The sequence below is a fragment of the Streptomyces coffeae genome (assembly GCF_016741875.1).
GTDB classification, from domain to species: domain Bacteria; phylum Actinomycetota; class Actinomycetes; order Streptomycetales; family Streptomycetaceae; genus Streptomyces; species Streptomyces coffeae.
Genome location: NZ_JAERRF010000013.1, coordinates 58,319 through 76,597, shown reverse-complemented (window position 1 = coordinate 76,597; position 18,279 = coordinate 58,319). Strand labels below are relative to the sequence as shown.

Below are 18,279 nucleotides of genomic sequence, written 5' to 3'. Positions count from 1 at the left end.
GGTGGCGGATGTCCCAGCCGGAGACTGCCGTAAGGCCCCACCGTGTTGTGGTGCTCGCCCTGCACGGCGTGATCCCCTTCGAACTCGGCATCCCCTACCGGATCTTCGGCAAGGCCCGCTCCCCCGAGGGCCACGCCCTCTACGACGTGGTGACCTGCACCCCCGAGCCCGGGACGGTGCGGACCGACGCCGACTTCCCGATCACCGTGGAGCGTGGCCCGGAGGCCCTGGCCGAGGCCGACACCGTCGTGGTGCCCGCCTCGTACGGACTCGGGCCGGTCTTCGAGGAGGGCAGACTGCCCGCGTCGCTCGCCGCGGCGCTCGCCCATGCCCGCCCCGGCACCCGCTGGGTGTCCATCTGCACGGGCTCCTTCGTGCTGGCGGCGGCCGGTCTGCTCGACGGCCGCCCGGCCACCACCCACTGGCACAGCGCCGACCACTTCCAGCGGCTCTTCCCGGCCGTCACGGTCGACCCGGACGTGCTCTTCGTGGACGACGGCGATGTGCTCACCTCCGCCGGTGTCGCCTCCGGTCTCGATCTGTGTCTGCACATCGTGCGGCGCGACCACGGCACGGCCGTGGCCAACGAGGTCGCCCGGCACAGTGTGGTGCCACCCCACCGCGACGGCGGCCAGGCGCAGTACATCCGCCGTCCGCTCCCCGAGCCCCAGCAGGCCACCACGACGGCGGCGCGTGCCTGGGCCCTGGGACGCCTGGACCGCCCCATCTCGCTGCGCGAGCTGGCCGCCCAGGAGTCGATGAGCGTACGGACCTTCACCCGGCGCTTCCGCGAGGAGACCGGTGTCAGCCCCGGCCGGTGGCTGGCGGCGCAGCGGATCGAACGCGCGCGGCAGCTGCTGGAGGACACCGATCTGTCCATGGACCGGATCGCGCGGGACGCGGGCTTCGGCACCCCCGCGTCGATGCGCCAGCACCTTCAGGCGGCGCTCGGTGTCTCGCCGACGGTCTACCGGCGCACCTTCCGCAGCGGGGCCGTGGCTTCCACCGCCTCGCTGGAGACGGAGGTCAGAAGGTGAGCACGGCCCGTGCCACCCGCCCGTGGTGGGCGTCGTCGGCGGCCTTGGCGAAGTCCTCCACCGGATACCTGCGGGTGATCAGTTCATCCAGCAGCAGTCTGCCCCGCCGGTAGAGATCGGCGTACACGGCGATGTCGCGCTGGGGACGGGAGGAGCCGTAACGGCAGCCCAGGATGGACTTGTCCAGATAGAGCGAGGAGACCTGGAAGGACGCTTCGGCGTCGGCGGGCGGAACGCCGAGCAGCACCGCCTGGCCGTGCCGGTCGAGCAGATCGACGGCCTGCCGGATGAGCTGGGTGGAGCCGACGCATTCGAAGACGTGGTCCGCGCCGGACGGCAGGATCTCCCGGGCGGCTTCGGCGGACGGGACGAAGTGAGTCGCGCCGAAGTGCCGGGCCAGGGGCTCCTTGGCGGGGTTGGAGTCGACGGCCACAACGGTGGAGGCCGCGGCGATACGGGCGCCCTGGAGCACATTGAGCCCGATCCCCCCGGCACCGATCACCACGACGGACTCACCGCGGTCCACCCGGGCACGGTTGAGCACGGCGCCGATGCCGGTGAGGACACCGCAGCCGATGAGGGCGGCCGAGGTGAGCGGAATCTGTTCGGGAATCTTCACCGCCTGAACGGCCTTGACCAGAGTGCGTTCGGCAAAGGCCGAGTTCGAGGCGAAGTTGAACAGCCGCTCACCGCCGGGGCGGGAGAACGGCCGGGACGGCCGGCCGATGGCCGCACGGCACATGGTGGGGCGGCCGCGGTCGCAGTCCGGGCAGGTCCCGCAGTTGGCGAGGGTGGAGAGCGCGACATGGTCGCCGGGGGTCACATGGCCGACGCCGGGGCCGACCGCCTCGACCACACCCGCCCCTTCGTGGCCGAGGACGACCGGGACGGGAAAGGGGATGGTGCCGTCGATGACCGACAGATCGCTGTGGCAGAGCCCGGCGGCAGCGACGCGCACCAGCACCTCGCCGGGGCCGGGGTCCCGTATCTCCAGGTCGTCGACGACCCGTGGCTCCGTGCCGTCGAAGACGACGCCTCGCATCCTCATCACACTCCCCGATCCCTGGCGTTGGCGTTGGCGTTCCGTGGATGTCCCGGGCGCCTCGGCTCTCTCACGGCTCGCACGGTTCGCACGGCTCGCACGGTTCTCGCTGCTCGCCGCTCTCTCACCGCTCTCACCGCTCTCATGAGACCCAGACGACCGACTGGAGTTCGCTGTACGCGTGCAGGCCGAACGAGCCGCCGTCGCGGCCCACTCCGCTGTCCTTGAACCCGCCGAACGGGGTCTCGGGGTGGCGCTGGACGGTGTTGATGCCGACATTTCCACTGCGCAGGCGGGCGGCGAGGGACCAGGCGCGGCCCGCGTCGGCGCTGAAGACGTAGTCGTAGAGGCCATACGGGGTCCCGTTCGCGATCCGCACCGCCTCGTCCTCGTCGTCGAACGGCAGGGCCACGACGACCGGGCCGAACACCTCCTCCTGCGCAATGGCCATCGCGGGGTCGGCGTCGGCGACGAGGGCGGGGGCGGCGTAGAAGCCGGGTGTGAGGGCGGGGCGTTCACCGCCCACGACCACACGAGCGCCCTGTTCACGGGCTCCGGCGAGATACGCCTCGACGCGGTCGCGCTGGGCCGCGGAGATCAGCGGGCCGACGATCGTGGAGTTATCCACAGGGTCACCGATCTTGAGTGACCGTGCGTAATGTGTGAGTGCGGCGATGACCTTCTCGTACAGCGATCGATGGACGAGCACGCGGGTCGGCGCCGTGCAGATCTGCCCGCTGTGAAAGGAGAAGGTCGAACCGACCGCCCCGACCGCCGACGCGATCACTCGCTCGTCGGCGTCCCCCAGGACGATGGCCGCGCCCTTGCCCCCGAGTTCCATCAGGGTGCGTTTCATCGACCGCCCCGCGGATTCGGCGATCTTCCTCCCCACGGTGGTGGATCCGGTGAAGCTGACCATGTCGACGCCGGGGTGGGCGACCAGCGCCTCGCCCACCACCGCGCGCGAGCCGGTGACGACATTGAAGGCACCGTCCGGGAGCCCGGCCTCCTTCAGCAGCGGGCCGAGTTCAAGACAGCACAGCGGATCCTGCGGGGCCGGTTTGGCCACGACCGTATTGCCCATGGCCAGGGCCGGGGCGACCTTGCCCGCAAGATTCGCGAGAGGGAAGTTGTAGGAGGTGATACAGGCGACCACACCCAGGGGGCGGCGGACCGCGGCCGCCCCGATGAGCCCACCGGCCGCCAGCGGGGTGGCGGCCACGGGCAGCGGGGCGAGCGGAAGGGTGTCCGGTTCGACGGCGCCGCGCGCATAGCGGCGGAAGCGGTCGACGGCCGGGGGCACTTGCAGCGCCGAGGTGACGCGCAGCGTCGCGCCGGTCTCCGCCTGGAGGAGGGGCACCAGGTCCGGAGAGCGCTCGGCCAGCAGGGCGGCCACGCGATCGAGTACGGCGGCGCGCTCCCGTGGGGCGGTGCGCGACCAGCCGTCGTACGCGGCGCGGGCGGCCCGGACCGCGGCATCGACATCCGCCTCGGCCGCCTCGGGGGCATGGCCGACGGTCTCCTCGGTGGCGGGATTGACCACGGGGTAGTGCCCCTGGCCGGGCGCCTGCCAGGCGCCACCGATCCAGTGTCCGTACGCACTCTGCCGGTCTGTGGTCATCGGCGTGATTCCTTGGGGAGGTGAAGTACCCGCTCGGCGATGATGTTGCGCTGGATCTCGTCCGAGCCGCCGTAGATGGTGTCGGCGCGGGAGAAGAGGAAGAGACGCTGGGAAGCGTCGAGTTCATAGGGGTGTTCCGCGGTCCAGCACGTTGGGCCCAGTGCGGCCGCCGCACCCCTGACCTGCACGGCCAGCTCGCCGAGGCGCTGATGCCAGCCGCCCCACAGCAACTTGGCGACACTGGGCGCGCCCGGATCCTGTGCGGCGCCGAGCGTCCGCAGGGCGTTCCAGCGCATCACCTTCAGCTCGGCCCACTGCCGTACCAGCTGGTCGCGCAGCACGGGTTCACGGGCGGCCCCGGTCTCCAGGGCCTGTTCCACGACCCGGCCGAGCTCCTGGGCGAAGCCGATCTGCTGGGCAAGGGTGGAGACCCCGCGCTCCACCGCGAGCAGGCCCATGGCCACCTGCCAGCCGTGGCCCGCGCCGCCGACGAGGTGCTCGGCGCGGGCCACGGCCCCCTCGAAGAACACCTCGTTGAACTCCGCGGTCCCGGTCATCTGCCGGATCGGCCGCACCTCGATCCGGCCCGGCTGGTCCATCGGCAGCAGCAGAAAGGAGAGTCCATGGTGGCGCTGTGAGTCCCGCTCGGTGCGCGCCAGCACAAAGCACCAGTCCGCCTCCCGGGCGAGGGAGGTCCAGATCTTCTGCCCGGTGATGCGGTAGGTGTCCTCGCGCGGGTCGCGGACTGCGCGGGTCCGCACCCCGGCGAGGTCCGAGCCCGCGTCCGGTTCGCTGTAGCCCTGGCACCACAGCTCCTCGCCGCGCGCGATGGCGGGCAGGAAACGGGCGCGCTGGGCGGTGTTGCCGTAGGCGAGCAGGGTGGGCGCGAGGAGGTTCTCGCCGATGTGCCCAAGCCGTGCGGGCGCCCCGGCGCGGGCGTACTCCTCGGCCCAGACAACCTGCTGGGTCAGGGTGGCGGCCCGGTTCCCGTAGGTCCCGTGCGTGCGGTCCCAGCCGAGGCCGATCCAGCCGCCACCGCCGAGCGCGCGCTCCCACTTCCGGTGTGCCGCCGCCCGGCCGTCCTGCCCGGGCGGCAGCGCGCGCAGGGACGCGAACGGACCGGCGACATGCTCCTCCAGCCAGGCCCGCGCTTCACCGCGAAACCGCTCGTCGTCCGCCCCGAAAGCGAAGTCCACAGCCTCTCCCCTCTCCCATACGGCCGTTCCCGACGGCGGAGTGGTCCCCGGTGGCGTCAGGCATTGGGGCGTTGGTTGCCGGCCGCCGCCCGCGCCATCGCTTCCAGCTGTGCCAGCATCGGCATCGGGTCGGTGCCGACCGTGCCCGGGAGGAAGTCGGCAATTTTCTCGGGGGTCCAAGCGCCGTCCGCGTACCCGGCGCGCAGCTCCCGCGGTTGGGCCCAGACCGCGATCTTGGGACCCGCGACCGTATAGACCTGCCCGGTGATCCGCTCCGCGCGGGCGCGTTCGCTCAGCAGGTAGACCACGAGTGCCGCCACATCCTCCGGTTCGCCGATCTCCTTGAGCTCCATCGGAACGTTGGCGGACATCCGGGTGCGGGCGACCGGGGCCACACAGTTCGCGGTGACCCCGTATTTGTGCAGGCCCAGCGCGGCACTTCGGACCAGCGAAATGATCCCGCCCTTGGCGGAGGCGTAGTTGGCCTGGGCGACGCTTCCCTGGTGATTGCCGCTGGTGAAGCCGATCAGAGTGCCGGAGCGCTGCCCCCGCATCACGGCCGCCGCGGCCCGGAAGACCGTGAACGTGCCCTTGAGGTGGGTGGCAACCACCGGGTCCCACTCCTCCTCGGTCATATTGAAGAGCATCCGCTCACGCAGGATCCCGGCGACGCAGACAACGCCGTCGAGCCGACCGAACCGTGCGAGGGCGGTGTCCACGATCCGCTGGCCACCGGCCATGGTCGAGACATCGTCGGCGACCGCGACCGCCGCACCGCCCGACCCCGTCGCCGTCTTGGCCTCGATCTCCTTGACCACGGCCTCGGCGACCTCGCTGGTCGGCTCGGCTCCCTCGATCGAGACCCCATAGTCGTTGACGACGACCTTCGCCCCCTCGGCCGCGCAGGCGAGGGCCACGGCTCGTCCGATGCCACGCCCGGCCCCGGTGACGGCGATCACCTTGCCGTCCAAGAAGTTGCCCACGTCGCGTCCCCTCCCGGAGTTTCTGACGGTCCGTTAGATTTTTGAGCAGAGGCGGCCCGAGTACAAGCCCTCGAACGGAAACCACGAAGGAGACGCCATGTCGCTGCCGGCCGAGTTCCACGAGATCGCGAAGCGCGTCAACAACTGGGGCCGCTGGGGGGCCGCGGATGAGATCGGGACCCTCAACCTGATCACCGACGAGGTGGTCCGGGAGGCCGCGGCGACGCTACGGACCGGTCGCCGCGTCCCGCTCGCGGTCCCGCTGCACCAGGACGGCATCCAGACCGGAATGATCCCCGGGCGGGTCAACCCCCTGCACACCATGGTCGCCGTCAATATGGAGGTGTTCGGCCCGGGCACCGTCGCCACCAGCGACGACGCCGTGACCATGGGCCTCCAGGCGGGCACCCACTGGGACGGGCTCGGCCATGTCTCGCACTCCGGCAGGATCTACAACGGCCGCCCCGCCGACTCCATCACCGCCCACACCCGCGCCGCGTTCAGCGGTATCGAGAAGGCGCGCCATATCGTCTCCCGGGGCGTGCTCCTCGATGTGGCGCGCGCCCACGGCGCGGACCGGCTGCCCGAGGGGCGCCCGGTCACCCCCGAAGACCTCGACGCGGCCGAGGAGCTGGCCGGAGTGAAGGTGCGCTCCGGCGACATCGTGCTCATCCGGACCGGTCAGATCCAACGCTGCCTGGCGGGCGAGAAGGAGGCGTACGCGTTCCCCTCACCCGGGCTGTCGGTCCGCACCCCGGAGTGGTTCCACGCACGCGATGTGGCCGCGGTCGCCAATGACACGCTCACCTTCGAGATCTTCCCACCGGAGATCGAGGATCTGTGGCTGCCCGTACACGCCCTGGACCTTGTCGAGATGGGCATGATGCAGGGCCAGAACTGGAACCTGGAGGAGCTGGCGGCGGTGTGCGCCGACGAGGGTCGCTGGGCGTTTCTGCTGTCGGCCACACCCGAGCCGTTCACCGGCGGTACGGGCTCCCCAGTCGCCCCCGTGGCGATCCTCTGACCCCGCACAACCGGCGCCCCCACCGCCCCCGGGCGGCCAAGCGGCGCCGAACGGCGCGAGGGGACGAGCGGGTCATCGGGCGGCGGTGCGCACATGCACACCCCGAGCACGGCACCGCGCACCGCCACCCGGCTCCGGCGCTGAGCCCTGTTCAGCCACCGGGCCGCGACCCGCACTCGCCGAGGAACGACTCTCTGAACTCAGAGCCCACAGAGCCATCAACGCCCTCGACGTCCCCTCACGACGAATCGCTGATCCTAGAGTGATCAACCGACCACGTCACGTCAACACCTGGTCTGGACTTTGTCGAGTTCGCCCTATTTGTGATGGGGCATGAGCGGTACCGCGGGCGGCCAGAAAGGGATCTTCGCGCTTCTCGCGGTCGATCTCGCACCAGATGCGCTTGCCCGCGCCCTCCGGCTGCCAGCCCCAGCGGTCGGCAAGTCCGTCAACCAGCTCCAGACCGCGGCCGTTCGTGGCCTCTTCATCGGCACAGCGCTGCCGGGGCGCACGGGTGCTGGTGTCCGCGACCTCGACCCGGACGGTCCCGAAGCCCGGCCCCTTGCCCGCGAACGATCCACCCCCACCGACCGCACCACCGCCACCGCCACCGCTTCCGACACCACTCCCGACACCTCCGCCGCTTCCGGCACCGCCGCCCGCGGCGGACTGCTCGGGCAAGAGCATGCGCAGCACCGCGGGACAGCCCGTGTGCACCACGGCATTGGTGACAAGCTCGGAAATCAGCAGGATCAACGTATCGGCGAGTGCCTCATCGGCCGCGATCCCGGTACCGGCGAGACGCGAGCGCGCCCACCGGCGGGCCCGGCTCACCTCCGCGGGGTCTGGCCTGACCTCCATCTGCATCTGAAGCACCTGCACCGCTCACACCATCCGAACTGGCGGACACATCGCCTCGTACCTCCAAGAGGTCACGGACCGTGACTCACTTGCGAGACAGCATGGTTGACGTACAGTCACCCCAACAAGCGCTTCGGTCATATTCCAGCGCCAAGGAGTATGCGTGGGGCATACTGTGCGACGCGCGGTACACGGACTCGAACACCGAGCCCGAACCGCCGCACACCCCGCGCGACCGGGGCACATCGGCATGCCCGGAGTCGCCCCACGGGCAACACCGGGTTCACCGCACCCCAAAAGCGCTCGCACCCAACGGAGAGTACCCGAGCTCGAGCCCGACTCCCCCCTGTGACGAGTCACGCCTAGGAAACAACCCGGTATCAACGCTCGGTCACCTCAAAGCCCAGGGCGCTACCCCAGAGATTGCGACATCCCAACAATTCAGGCGTATCCCCTGAGCTCGGCTACAAACATGGCGCACCGGTCGACATCAGACGAGCGGCGAGTTCCTCCTCCGCCGCGGCCACGGTCTGCCACTGCTCGGCCCTCACCCAGGCCCGCTTGAGGTGCAGATGGACATCAGCCTCCCAGGTGAAGCCCATCCCGCCGTGGACTTGCAGACAATCTCGGGCATTACGGATAGCCGCCTCGTCCGCCAGCAGCGTGGCGGCGGCGATATCACCCGGGTCTTCTGTGATCGCGGCCGCATACACCACACTTCTGGCTGTTTCCGCGCGTACCAACATGGACGCGCATAGATGCTGAACTGCCTGGAATGCGCCGATCGCCCGGCCGAACTGCACACGCCCCCCGGCATGGGCCACCGCCATCTCGACCGTCCGCGCCGCACTGCCGAGCTGCTGCGCGGCGGTCAGCAGCGCGGCCTCCCGCCGGAGCCGGGCGGCGATCCCGCGCCCCCGGGATGACCACCCCCCGCTCCGCAGCCCGTTCCGCACTCCGCCACCGCGCACCCGGTGCAGCGGTGTTGCCGGGTCCACCGACCGTATGGCCTCGGCCGAGGGCATGACCTCCTTCGCCGGACACACCTCGGCATCCTCGGCGCCGAGCACCAGGACCGCGTCGGCGGACGCCAGATGCTCAACCAGCACCCCGCCCGTCCCCTGCGTCACAACTGACACGCCCGACGCACCCAGCGCACCCGGTGCGTCCAGCCCCGTCACCACGGCCTCCCCCTCGGCCGCACCCGCCGCCGAAAAGCCCGCCGCCGAAGGGCCCGCCGCCAGATGTGTGGTGACCAGCGGGCCCGGCAGCAGCGCCCGGCCGGCCTCCTCGAAGGCCAGTACCGCTTCCGGCAGTCCGAGCCCCACCCCGCCCGCCGCCTCCGGCAGCCGCAGAGCGAAGAATCCGGCCGCCCCCAGCTCCCGCCACAGCGATCGATCGACCGCGGCCTCCCCCTCCGCGTCCACCACCGCCCGCAGCGCCGCGCGCGGAAAGCGCCGTTCCATCAGCGTGCGCATACCCGTTCGCAGCGCCCGCTGGTCCTCGGTGAGCGAGAAGTCCACGGCCAGGTCACCGCCCCTTCGGCAGGCCGAGGATCCGCTCGGCGACGATGTTCCGCTGGATCTGCGAGGTCCCGGCCGCGATCGTGTACGACAGCGACGCGAGGCGGCCCACGACCCACTCCTCCCCCGCGTCCAGCGCGTCCGGCCCCAGCACCTCGGCGGCGGCGTCGTACAGCTCCTGCCGTACCTGCGAGAAGCGCAGTTTGAAGACCGAGCCGCCGACGCCCGGCACCCCGCCGGTGCGCTGCGCCTCGCTCACATTCCACTGGGTGAGCCGCCACAGCGCGGCGCAGTGGGCCGCGAGCCGCCCCAGCCTCCTCCGCAGCACGGGGTCGTCCCAACGGCCGTTGGCCTTCGCCGTCCGGGCCAGCGACTCCAGCACCCGGCGGCAGGCGACGACCTCGCCCACGAAGGCGGTGCCGCGCTCGAAGGAGAGGGTCACCATGGTCACCCGCCAGCCGTCGTTCTCCGCGCCGACCCGGTGGTCGACCGGCACCCGCACCTCGTCCAGGAACACCTCGGCGAACTCCGCGGTCCCGGCGAGGGTACGCAGCGGCCGTACGGTCACCCCCGGCGCGTCCATCGGCAGAGCGAGCCAGGAGATGCCCCGATGCTTCGGGGTGTCCGCGTTTACCGGAGCGGTGCGCACCAAGAGTTCGCACCAGTCGGCCACCTCCGCGTGCGAGGTCCAGATCTTGCTGCCGCTGACGACGTAGGTGTCACCGTCCCGTACCGCCCGCGTGCGCAGCGCCGCCAGGTCGGATCCGGCCTCGGGTTCGGAGAAGCCCTGGCACCAGACCTCGTCCCCGCGCAGGATCGGCGGCAGCCAGCGTGCCCGCTGCGCGGCCGTGCCCTCGGCGGCGATGGTGGGGCCCGCGTGCAGCAGCCCCACGAAGTTGGCGCCCACATAGGGCGCACCGGCGCGCTCCGTCTCCTCCAGGAAGATCAGGTGCTGGGTGGGGGTGGCACCCTGGCCTCCGGCGTCCTCCGGCCAGTGCAGCCCGGCGTATCCGGCGTCGTACAGCATGCGCTGCCAGCCGCAGTCGTAGGCGCGGCGGGCGGGCCAGTCGGCCGGGTCCGGGCGGGGCGGCAGCGTGGGCAGCGCCGTGGCGAGCCAGGCGCGCAGCCGGTGCCGGAAGTCCTCCTCGTCCTCCGTGCAGGAGAGATCCATCGGTCACCGTCCGCCCTTCATTTCTGATGGAGCGTCAGATCAGCGTGACATCGGAAGGCTAACCCGCACCCCCTGGACCGACAAGGCCCGGGGCCTTACGCTTCCGGGCACGATCTGACTGTCCGTCAGCTATGGCGAGCGCGTGCCACGGGAGGCCGGGATGACCGACACCGCGCATGACCTCGGACGATCGGCGACGCTGTGGGAGCTGCTGGAGCGGCGCGCCGTCCTCACCCCCGACGGCCCCGCCCTGATCCAGGCCGCCGACTCCCCCCGCCACGACCGGCGGCTGACCTTCCGCGCCCTGCGCCGTCGCGCGGAGCGGACCGCCGCCGGCCTCCACGAGCTGGGCGTACGCCCCGGCAGCCGGGTCGCCTGGCAGCTGCCCACCCGTGTCGAGACGGTCGTCCTGGCCATGGCGCTGGCCCGCCTCGGCGCGGTCCAGTCCCCGCTGATCCCCTCCTACCGCGACCGCGAAGTGGGGTTCGCGCTCCGCGAGTCCGGGGCGCGCTTCTTCGCCGTCCCCGGGCGCTGGCGCGGCTTCGACCACACGGCGCTGGCTCACCGGCTCGCCGCCGAACTGCCCGAACCACCGCTGGTCCTCGAGGCGTACGACACCCTGCCGGAGGCCGACCCGGCGACCGTACGGCTGCCGCCGCCCCCGGCCGACGGAACCGAAGTGCGCTGGATCTACTGGACCTCGGGTACCACCTCCGACCCCAAGGGTGTGCTGCACACCGACCGCAGCCTCATCGCCGCGGGCGCCTGTCTCGCCCACGCGCTGCGGCTCGGCCCGGACGACGTCGGCTCCATGGCCTTCCCCTACGCCCATGTCGCCGGGCCCGACTACACCGTGATGATGCTGCTCTACGGCTTCCCCGCGATCCTGCTGGAGCATTTCGCGCTGCCCGGCTCGCTCGCCGCGTACCGGCGGCACGGGGTGACCACCGCGGGCGGCAGCACCGCCTTCTACTCGATGTTCCTGGCCGAACAGCGCAAGGACCCGGCACAGCCGCTCCTCCCCACCCTGCGGCTCCTCGCGGGCGGTGGCGCCCCCAAACCACCCGAGCTGTACTACGAGGTCACCCGGGAGCTGGGCTGTGTGCTCACCCACGGCTACGGCATGACCGAAGCCCCCATGATCACCATGGGTGCGCCGGACGACCCCGACGAACTGCTCGCGACGACCGAGGGACGCCCCCCGGCGGACATGGAGATCCGGGTGGTGGACGGGGAGGTACGGCTGCGCGGCGAAGCCGTCTGCGCCGGATATCTGGACAAAGCCCAGACCCGGGAGGCGTTCGACGAGGACGGCTTCTTCCGCACCGGTGACCTCGGCCGGCTCACCGAAAGCGGCCATCTCGTCCTCACCGGGCGGGCCAAGGACATCATCATCCGCAAGGGCGAGAACATCTCGGCCAAGGAGATCGAGCAACTGCTGTACGAGCACCCGGACGTGGCTGACGCGGCGGTGATCGGACTGCCGGACCCGGTACGCGGCGAAATGGTCTGCGCCGTGGTCGAACAGCCCGCGCGGGCCCGGCCGCTCACCCTCGACGGCGTGACCGCGCATCTGCGGAACGCGGGACTCAGCGTCCACAAGCTCCCGGAGCGGCTGGAGGTGGTGGACGCGCTGCCACGGAATCCGACGCTGGGGAAGGTGCTGAAGTACCGGCTGCGCGAGCGGTTCGGCGATGCCCCGGCCCCGAAGGGCTAGCCGGTGGTGCTGTACGTCGCGGTCGCCTGCTCGAAGTAGCGGGCGACCGCGCGGCGTTCGTCGGACGGGCCGATCACCAGCACCACGTGGTACCGGCCGTCGATCAGCATCGCGAGGTTCCGGGCGTAGACATCGCGCCCGCTGCTGTCCCGCCAGCTGAACGCGCCCTCCGCCATCGCCGTCCGCCCGACGTCGATCCGCCGCAGCCCCGACGAGGAGGCCCAGGAGGAGCCGCGGAAGGCGGCGAGCTCCGACTCCCGGTTCTGCTGGTAGGCCATCGGGTCGTCGCCGAACTCCGACGCCTTGTCCCGCCCGGCCACCACCAGCAGTTCGAAGTCCCCGCCGAGGTAGCGGATCTGGCCGCGCTCGTTCTCGCCCCGGCGGGTCCAGTCCTCGTCCACGGCGACCTTGAAGCCCTTGGGGTCCTTGCGGACCACGAAGCCCTTCGCCACTCCCGCCGGACGGGTGGACTGCGCCTCCGGCGACTCCCCTTCGCCATCGGAGGAGGTGGTTCCGGAGGCCGGGTCGTGGGGTGCGCTGGGCGCCGCGCTCTGCGCACCGGCCGAACCCGTACGGTCCTGGCCGCCGTTCTCCTTGTCCCGCGGCATGAACATCATCGCGTACAGCATTGCCGCCACCAGCGCCAGCAGTATCAGCAGCAACAGCACCCGGCCCAGTCTGCGCGGCTCGCGCTCCTCCCCCGCCGCCCCGGTGGACGTCAGCGGCCGCTGTGGCGCCGTCCGGTCGACGCGCGGCGCTCTGGGCTGCCGCGGCTGCTTGGCGCGCTTATGCCGTCCGTGCGCGGCGGCCGACGGGGCGGGGCGGCCCCGGCCCCTGCGCACCAGCCAGCCGCGGCGGCGCACCACCGGCAGCCGCCGGGGGTCGGACGTCCCGCCCGGCCCGATCGACGGCACCGTGACCGTACGGCTGCCCACATCGGGTTCGGGCGCGGACCGGATCAGCGACCGCAGCCAGCCCCGCAGCTCCTCGAAGTCCGGCCGCTCGGTGGGGTCCTGGCGCAGCAGGGACTCGACGACGGGACGCAGCGGACCGCATTCCTCCGCGTACGCGGGCGCCTCCGCGCACACCAGCTGGACCAGCTCCGCGGCGCTGTCCTCCGGGTACGGGGCATGGCCCTGGACGGCGCGGAAGAGCAGCACGCCGAGCGCCCACAGGTCGGCGGCGGGGCCGACCGGCGGCGCGAGCCGCCAGTTCTCGTGGACCGGGACCGCCTGCTCGGGCGCCCACCGCTCGCTGACGGCGCCCACGACGACGATCCGTGCCTGCCGGGCCCGTTCGGCGGCCAGCGCGGTTCCGGGACCGCGGCCGGTGGTGCCGCCCGGGGCGCTGTCGGCATCCCAGCCATCGCCGCCGGTGCGCGGGCCGGGCTCCGGTGTTCCGGGCCAGGACGCACCGCCGGTGACGAGGTCCTGGTCATGATCTTCGTCGGATGCGGGATCGATGTCGTGCTCGTCGTACGGGTCCGCGTACGCGTCCGCGGACTCGCCGCCCGCCCGCGCGGCGGCGCGTGCTCCCGCCGCGTACGCGGCGATGGCGCCGGCGCGCGCGGCACGCTCGCCCGCGCCCTGCGGATCCGCCGTACGGCCATCCGGCTCGCCCTCCCGCGCACCCGGCACCCACGGCACGCCCGGCTCCCGGCCCGGCCCACCGGACCCGCCCGGTACGCCCGTTCTGCCGCTCCCGCCCGCCGTGTCCGCCTCAGGCGCGGTCCGCGGGCCGGGGAAGCCACCGGCCGCACCCTGGTCGTGGTAGCGCGGTCCGGCGCTCCGTTCCGTCGCGACCGGAGCCGGCGCCGGGGTCGGCACCGGGGTCGGCACCGGGGTCGGGGTGGGCTCCTCGGCCGGACCGTCGTCCTCGTCCGCCCCGGAGGGGGGTGGCACCGGGTCGTAGCCGCACAGCGCTTCCTCGGCCGCCCCGGCCGCCAGCCCCGTCAGCATCGCCCGGCCGTCCTCGCACAACAGGACCGTGCGCGTGGTGATGTTGCGATGCGTCCAGCCGTGGGCGTGCAGGGCGCGCAAGGCGGTCAGGATGTCATTGGCGATCTCGGCGGCGCGGTGCGGGGAGAGCGTGCCCTCCGCGAGGAGCGCGGCGAGCGGACGTCCGGCGACCAGTTCGCTGACGATCCACAGGCTTCCGGACTCGGCGAAGACATGGAAGACCTGTCCCAGCCGCGGATGGTCGGGGAGTTGGGCGGCGGCCGTCGCCGCGACCATGGCACGCCGTACCGCCGGGTCGCCGCCTCCGGCCGTACCGTCCGCCCCGCCTCCGCCCGCCCTTCCCGGGCCGCCGGAGCGGGGCCCGCCCAAGCGCGCCTCGTCGTCGACGACTTCGGCGTCGACGACCTCCGGAAGCGGTATCTGCCGCAGATGGACTTCCTGCGCGCTGTAGGTGTCAAAGGCCCGGGTCTCGACGAACTCGTACTCGTCGGCAGGTGGCAGGGGCAGGCGATAGCGGTCGGCCAGCACCCGACCGGCGTACTCGTCCACGACGCCTCCCCGAGCGCGTGCTCCACACGCTCATCAGCACAGCCTGAAACCGTCAAGTACGGTCATTTTTCCGGTCCATACGGCTGCGCACGGTCCAGGGCCTCTCACGATACGTGCCCGCGCGGCGCTTCGCCGACAGGAGCGCTCAGTCCGAGACGTCGAAGGTCCTGAAGGCGGTCTCCCGGAGGGTCTTGCACTCGTTGTCGTCCCACGTGGACGCCTCGCAGGTGACCACGATGGCGAAGCCGTGCGTGCTGTCCACCTTGAAGCCGCGGTTGATCGCCCGGACCCGCTTGCCCCCGGTGTTGTACTCGAACTTCCAGTCCGCGACCGTCGGGTAGCCGTGCCAGTCGATCGCCTTGATGCCCAGCCCCTTGTAGTTGGTCATCCGCCCCGGGGCACTCGCCTCGCTCTTGCGCCAGTCCGCCGCCGCGTCGTCCCGGGGGGAGTTGGTGAAGTCGACCTGGATACGCGGAAGGGTGGACCCGCCGTAGTACTTCCGGCCGCCGTCGTAGCCGTCCATCCGGTGGGCGGACCAGCCCTTCGGCATCGCCATGGTGAAGGGGAAGTCGGAGCTCTTGACCGTCTCGTACCCGTCGGGCAGCGAACCGCCCTCCTTGCCGCCGCCCTTGCCCCCGGCGTCCTCGCCCTTGCCGCCGTTCCCGTCCGAGCCCTTGCCCTTGCCGGAGTCCTCGTCCTCCTGGTCCGACCCACCGCCGGACACCTCGGTGCCCGGGGACTTCTTGGTCGAGCCCTCGGGCCTCTTCGCGTCGCCCTTCTCGGTCTTCACATGGCCCGCCGCACCGGCCGAAGCGGCCTTGTCGCCGCCGGACGAGCCCTTGGCGCCGTCGCTGCTGTCACCACTGTTGAGGACGATGACAAGAACGACGGTGAGGATGGCGAGGACCACGGCCACGGCGATGATGATCAGCGTGCGCCTGGGCACCACATCCGTGAGCGAGGCGCGGGGCGGCTGGGGCGGTTCCGGGTTGACCGGGGACCGGGACGACGCGGAAGCGGCCTTCTTCGCCGCGGGCTTCTTCGCGGCGGACTTCTTCGCGGCGGACTTCTTCGCGGCGGCAGCGGACCCGGAACCAGCACCGGAGCCGGAACCCGCCCCCGACTCCGACGACTTCTGCCCCGAACCCCCGGCAGCCTTCGCACCGGAACCGGAACCCGACGAGCCCGCCCCGGAACCCGATTTCTGCGCGGCCTCCGACCGCTTCGCCGACACGGCTGCCGAAGCCGCGTTGCGCACCGAGCGCAGCGCGCCCCGTCTGCGCTCCGACGCGGCCGACTCCTTGGCCTTGGCGGCGGCCTCTTCCTCCGCCGAGGGAGCCGGCGGCAGGCTCATGGTGCGGGTGGCGTCGACGGGGGGCGGGGTGGCGGAGCCCTCCGGGGCGCTCAGCGCGTCCTCCAGCAGCGCCCGCGCACCGGCGTCGTCGAGCCGCCGCTCGGGGTCCTTGTCGAGCAGGCCGTAGATGACCTCCTCCAGCGGGCCCGCGTTCTTCGGCTGCTCCACCGGCTCGGTCATCACGGCGGTGAGCGTCGCTATGGCCGTGCTCTTGTCGTAGGGCGGTACGCCCTCCACCGCCGCGTACAGCAGACCGCCCAGCGACCACAGGTCGGCGGGCGGGCCCGGCTTGTGGCCGCGGGCGCGCTCGGGCGAGATGTAGGAGGGCGCGCCGACGAGCATGCCGGTGGAGGTGACGGACGGGTCGCCCTCGACCTGGGCGATACCGAAGTCGGTGAGCACCACCCGGCCGTCGTCGGAGATCAGGACGTTGGACGGCTTGACATCGCGGTGCAGGATGCCCGCCTGGTGGGCGGCGCGCAGCACATCGAGGACGGCGAGCCCGACCTCGGCGGCGCGGCGCGGGGTGAGCGGTCCGTCGTCCCGGACCACATCGGCGAGGGAGTGGCCCTCGATCAGCTCCATGACGATCCAGGGCCGGTCGTCCTCGTCGACCACGTCGTAGACGGTGACGGCCCCGTTGCTGCGGATCCGGGCGATCGCCTTCGCCTCGCGCAGCGTACGGGTGATGAGCCGTCTCTTCTCGTCCTCGTCGACGCTGGACGGGAAGCGCAGCTCCTTGACCGCGACCGTACGGCCGAGGGTCTCGTCGCTCGCGCGCCAGACCGTTCCCATGCCGCCCTGACCGAGCATCTCCCCGAGCCGGTACCGCCCGGCGAGGAGGCGCCCAGTCGAACCCTGCGTCTGCTCCGCCTCCGACATGCGACCCCTCTGTAAATCAACCCACCCTGAACCCACCCTGGGAGAGCGACCATTGTCTCTCATCCGCAGACCCGCGGTAGTCCGGGGTCCACGGCGCGGCGTGCCGCCCTCCGTGACACCTGCGAACATCGGTGTATACGCAGGAAGGAAAGGTCCGTGTCATGCCCATCTCCGCCCTACCATGGCACAGGCGGAGCCGTATGCCGACCGCCCTCGCTCGGCCGACCGCGCTGACGGCGACGCTGACGGCCGCGCTGACGGTCGCGCTGTCCGGCTGCGGTCCGGGCGCGAACGGCGGTGCGGGCGGGGAGACACGGGCGAGCGCGGCGGCGTCGCGGGACGCGGCGGTGCGTACGGCGGTCCGCGCGCTGGTGGCGGACGGCGCCGCGCCGGGGGCCGCGGTGCTGGTCCGGGACGGGCGCAATACGCGGTTCACGGCGGCGGGGGTCGCCGATATCCGCACCGGGCGGCGGATCCGCCGGAACGACCACTTCCGCGCGGGAAGCCTCACCAAGACCGTGATCGCGGCGACAACGCTGCGGCTGGCCGCCCAGGGGCGGCTGCGTCTCGACGACCGCGTCGCGCGCCATCTGCCGGGGCTGGTGGCCGGTCAGGGGAACGACGGGCGGCGCATCACCCTCCGTCAGCTGCTCAACCACACCAGCGGTCTGTACGACTACACCGCCGATCCGGAGCTGGCCCGGCAGCTGAACGCGGCCGACACCCGTACCCGCACCCCGGCCTCGCTGGTCCGCACCGCCGTCTCCCACCGCCCGTACTTCCGGCCCGGCTCCGGCTGGCGCTACTCCAACACCAACTACGTCCTGCTGGGCATGGTGATCGAGCGGGTCACCGGCCGCCCGTACGCCGAGGCGGCGCGGCGGCTGGGCTTGCGTCCGCTCGCCCTGGACGCCACCACCTTCCCGGGCACCCGCAGCACGCTTCCGGCACCGCACGGCCGCGCGTACTCCGGCGAGGACGGCGCCCGACGGGACGTCACCGACCTCAACCCCTCGGCGGCGGGGGCCGCGGGCGAGATGGTCTCCACCCTCGACGATCTGACCCGGCTGGTCTCCGGCCTCCAGCGCGGCCGGGCAACGGACCGCGCCGGGCTGCGCGCCATGCGGGACACCTCGGCGTCCCACGGCCGGTACGGCATGGGGCTGTTCCCGGTGCGGCTGCCCTGCGGGGTGCGGCTCTGGGGCCACAACGGGGAGATCACCGGCTCCTACGCGCTGGCCGTCTCCACACCCGACGGGCGCCGCAGTCTCGCCTACCGCCTCAACAGCGGCGCCCGGCCCTCCGCCGCCGCCGAGTCGGCTCTGCTCAAGGCCGCGTTCTGCTCGGGCGGATAGCCACGC

Annotated in this window: 13 protein-coding genes; 4 read left to right on the top strand and 9 right to left on the bottom strand. The window is 72.2% G+C overall.

The features are described from left to right. Positions 1-8: 8 nt before the first annotated feature. Positions 9-1,037 carry a GlxA family transcriptional regulator gene (locus JK363_RS22550; protein ID WP_201876813.1) on the top strand — a complete coding sequence of 343 codons (1,029 nt, stop codon included), beginning with the start codon at positions 9-11 and terminating at the stop codon, positions 1,035-1,037. Here the strand turns inward: JK363_RS22550 and JK363_RS22545 are convergent. From JK363_RS22545 to JK363_RS22530, 4 genes are all read right to left on the bottom strand, one after another. Beyond that, complete coding sequence (locus JK363_RS22545) at positions 1,027-2,079, bottom strand: Zn-dependent alcohol dehydrogenase (RefSeq protein WP_201876922.1); 1,053 nt, start codon at positions 2,077-2,079, stop codon at positions 1,027-1,029. The two genes, JK363_RS22550 and JK363_RS22545, sit on opposite strands and share 11 nt — an antisense overlap. A gap of 142 nt (positions 2,080-2,221) precedes the next feature. After that, positions 2,222-3,700: an aldehyde dehydrogenase family protein gene (locus JK363_RS22540; protein ID WP_201876812.1), complete on the bottom strand. Its 1,479-nt coding sequence runs from the start codon at positions 3,698-3,700 to the stop codon at positions 2,222-2,224. Next, the gene (locus JK363_RS22535) at positions 3,697-4,896 is read right to left on the bottom strand and encodes an acyl-CoA dehydrogenase family protein (protein WP_201876811.1); all 1,200 of its coding nucleotides are present in this window, start codon (positions 4,894-4,896) and stop codon (positions 3,697-3,699) included. The genes JK363_RS22540 and JK363_RS22535 overlap by 4 nt, the downstream gene beginning before the upstream one ends. A 56-nt stretch (positions 4,897-4,952) precedes the next feature. Further along, a complete protein-coding gene (locus JK363_RS22530) occupies positions 4,953-5,879 on the bottom strand; it encodes an SDR family oxidoreductase (protein WP_201876810.1) in 927 nt (308 codons plus the stop codon). Between the two features lie 97 nt (positions 5,880-5,976). On the opposite strand from JK363_RS22530, the gene JK363_RS22525 reads away from it, so the two are divergent. Further along, positions 5,977-6,903: a cyclase family protein gene (locus tag JK363_RS22525; RefSeq protein ID WP_201876809.1), complete on the top strand. Its 927-nt coding sequence runs from the start codon at positions 5,977-5,979 to the stop codon at positions 6,901-6,903. 279 nt (positions 6,904-7,182) lie between these two features. On the opposite strand, the gene JK363_RS22520 is transcribed toward JK363_RS22525, so the two are convergent. From JK363_RS22520 to JK363_RS22510, 3 genes are all read right to left on the bottom strand, one after another. Then, positions 7,183-7,764 (bottom strand): ATP-binding protein, encoded by a 582-nt coding sequence (locus JK363_RS22520; protein WP_215911196.1) that lies wholly within the window; start codon positions 7,762-7,764, stop codon positions 7,183-7,185. Between the two features lie 464 nt (positions 7,765-8,228). Then, on the bottom strand, positions 8,229-9,287 hold the full coding sequence (locus JK363_RS22515) for an acyl-CoA dehydrogenase family protein (protein WP_201876807.1): 1,059 nt from the start codon (positions 9,285-9,287) through the stop codon (positions 8,229-8,231). A 7-nt stretch (positions 9,288-9,294) separates the two neighbouring features. Then, complete coding sequence (locus JK363_RS22510) at positions 9,295-10,458, bottom strand: acyl-CoA dehydrogenase family protein (protein WP_201876806.1); 1,164 nt, start codon at positions 10,456-10,458, stop codon at positions 9,295-9,297. A 160-nt stretch (positions 10,459-10,618) separates the two neighbouring features. On the opposite strand from JK363_RS22510, the gene JK363_RS22505 reads away from it, so the two are divergent. Further along, positions 10,619-12,175, top strand: a complete 1,557-nt coding sequence (locus JK363_RS22505; protein ID WP_201876805.1) for an AMP-binding protein — start codon at positions 10,619-10,621, stop codon at positions 12,173-12,175. Here the strand turns inward: JK363_RS22505 and JK363_RS22500 are convergent. Then, a complete protein-coding gene (locus JK363_RS22500; protein WP_201876804.1) occupies positions 12,172-14,682 on the bottom strand; it encodes a serine/threonine kinase C-terminal domain-containing protein in 2,511 nt (836 codons plus the stop codon). The two genes, JK363_RS22505 and JK363_RS22500, sit on opposite strands and share 4 nt — an antisense overlap. Positions 14,683-14,827: 145 nt before the next feature. Next, complete coding sequence (locus JK363_RS22495) at positions 14,828-16,918, bottom strand: serine/threonine-protein kinase (RefSeq protein WP_201876803.1); 2,091 nt, start codon at positions 16,916-16,918, stop codon at positions 14,828-14,830. A 200-nt stretch (positions 16,919-17,118) separates the two neighbouring features. Here JK363_RS22495 and JK363_RS22490 point away from each other — a divergent pair, with 200 nt between their 5' ends. Further along, a complete protein-coding gene (locus JK363_RS22490) occupies positions 17,119-18,273 on the top strand; it encodes a serine hydrolase domain-containing protein (RefSeq protein WP_236076019.1) in 1,155 nt (384 codons plus the stop codon). Positions 18,274-18,279 lie beyond the last annotated feature (6 nt).

What these genes read in the sequence shown, in the direction of transcription:
- JK363_RS22525 (WP_201876809.1), top strand. Translation starts at nt 5,977, where the DNA reads ATGTCGCTGCCGGCCGAGTTCCACGAGATCGCGAAGCGCGTCAACAAC.
- JK363_RS22540 (WP_201876812.1), bottom strand. Translation starts at nt 3,700, where the DNA reads ATGACCACAGACCGGCAGAGTGCGTACGGACACTGGATCGGTGGCGCC.
- JK363_RS22490 (WP_236076019.1), top strand. Translation starts at nt 17,119, where the DNA reads ATGCCGACCGCCCTCGCTCGGCCGACCGCGCTGACGGCGACGCTGACG.
- JK363_RS22510 (WP_201876806.1), bottom strand. Translation starts at nt 10,458, where the DNA reads ATGGATCTCTCCTGCACGGAGGACGAGGAGGACTTCCGGCACCGGCTG.
- JK363_RS22520 (WP_215911196.1), bottom strand. Translation starts at nt 7,764, where the DNA reads ATGGAGGTCAGGCCAGACCCCGCGGAGGTGAGCCGGGCCCGCCGGTGG.
- JK363_RS22505 (WP_201876805.1), top strand. Translation starts at nt 10,619, where the DNA reads ATGACCGACACCGCGCATGACCTCGGACGATCGGCGACGCTGTGGGAG.
- JK363_RS22495 (WP_201876803.1), bottom strand. Translation starts at nt 16,918, where the DNA reads ATGTCGGAGGCGGAGCAGACGCAGGGTTCGACTGGGCGCCTCCTCGCC.
- JK363_RS22550 (WP_201876813.1), top strand. Translation starts at nt 9, where the DNA reads ATGTCCCAGCCGGAGACTGCCGTAAGGCCCCACCGTGTTGTGGTGCTC.
- JK363_RS22545 (WP_201876922.1), bottom strand. Translation starts at nt 2,079, where the DNA reads ATGCGAGGCGTCGTCTTCGACGGCACGGAGCCACGGGTCGTCGACGAC.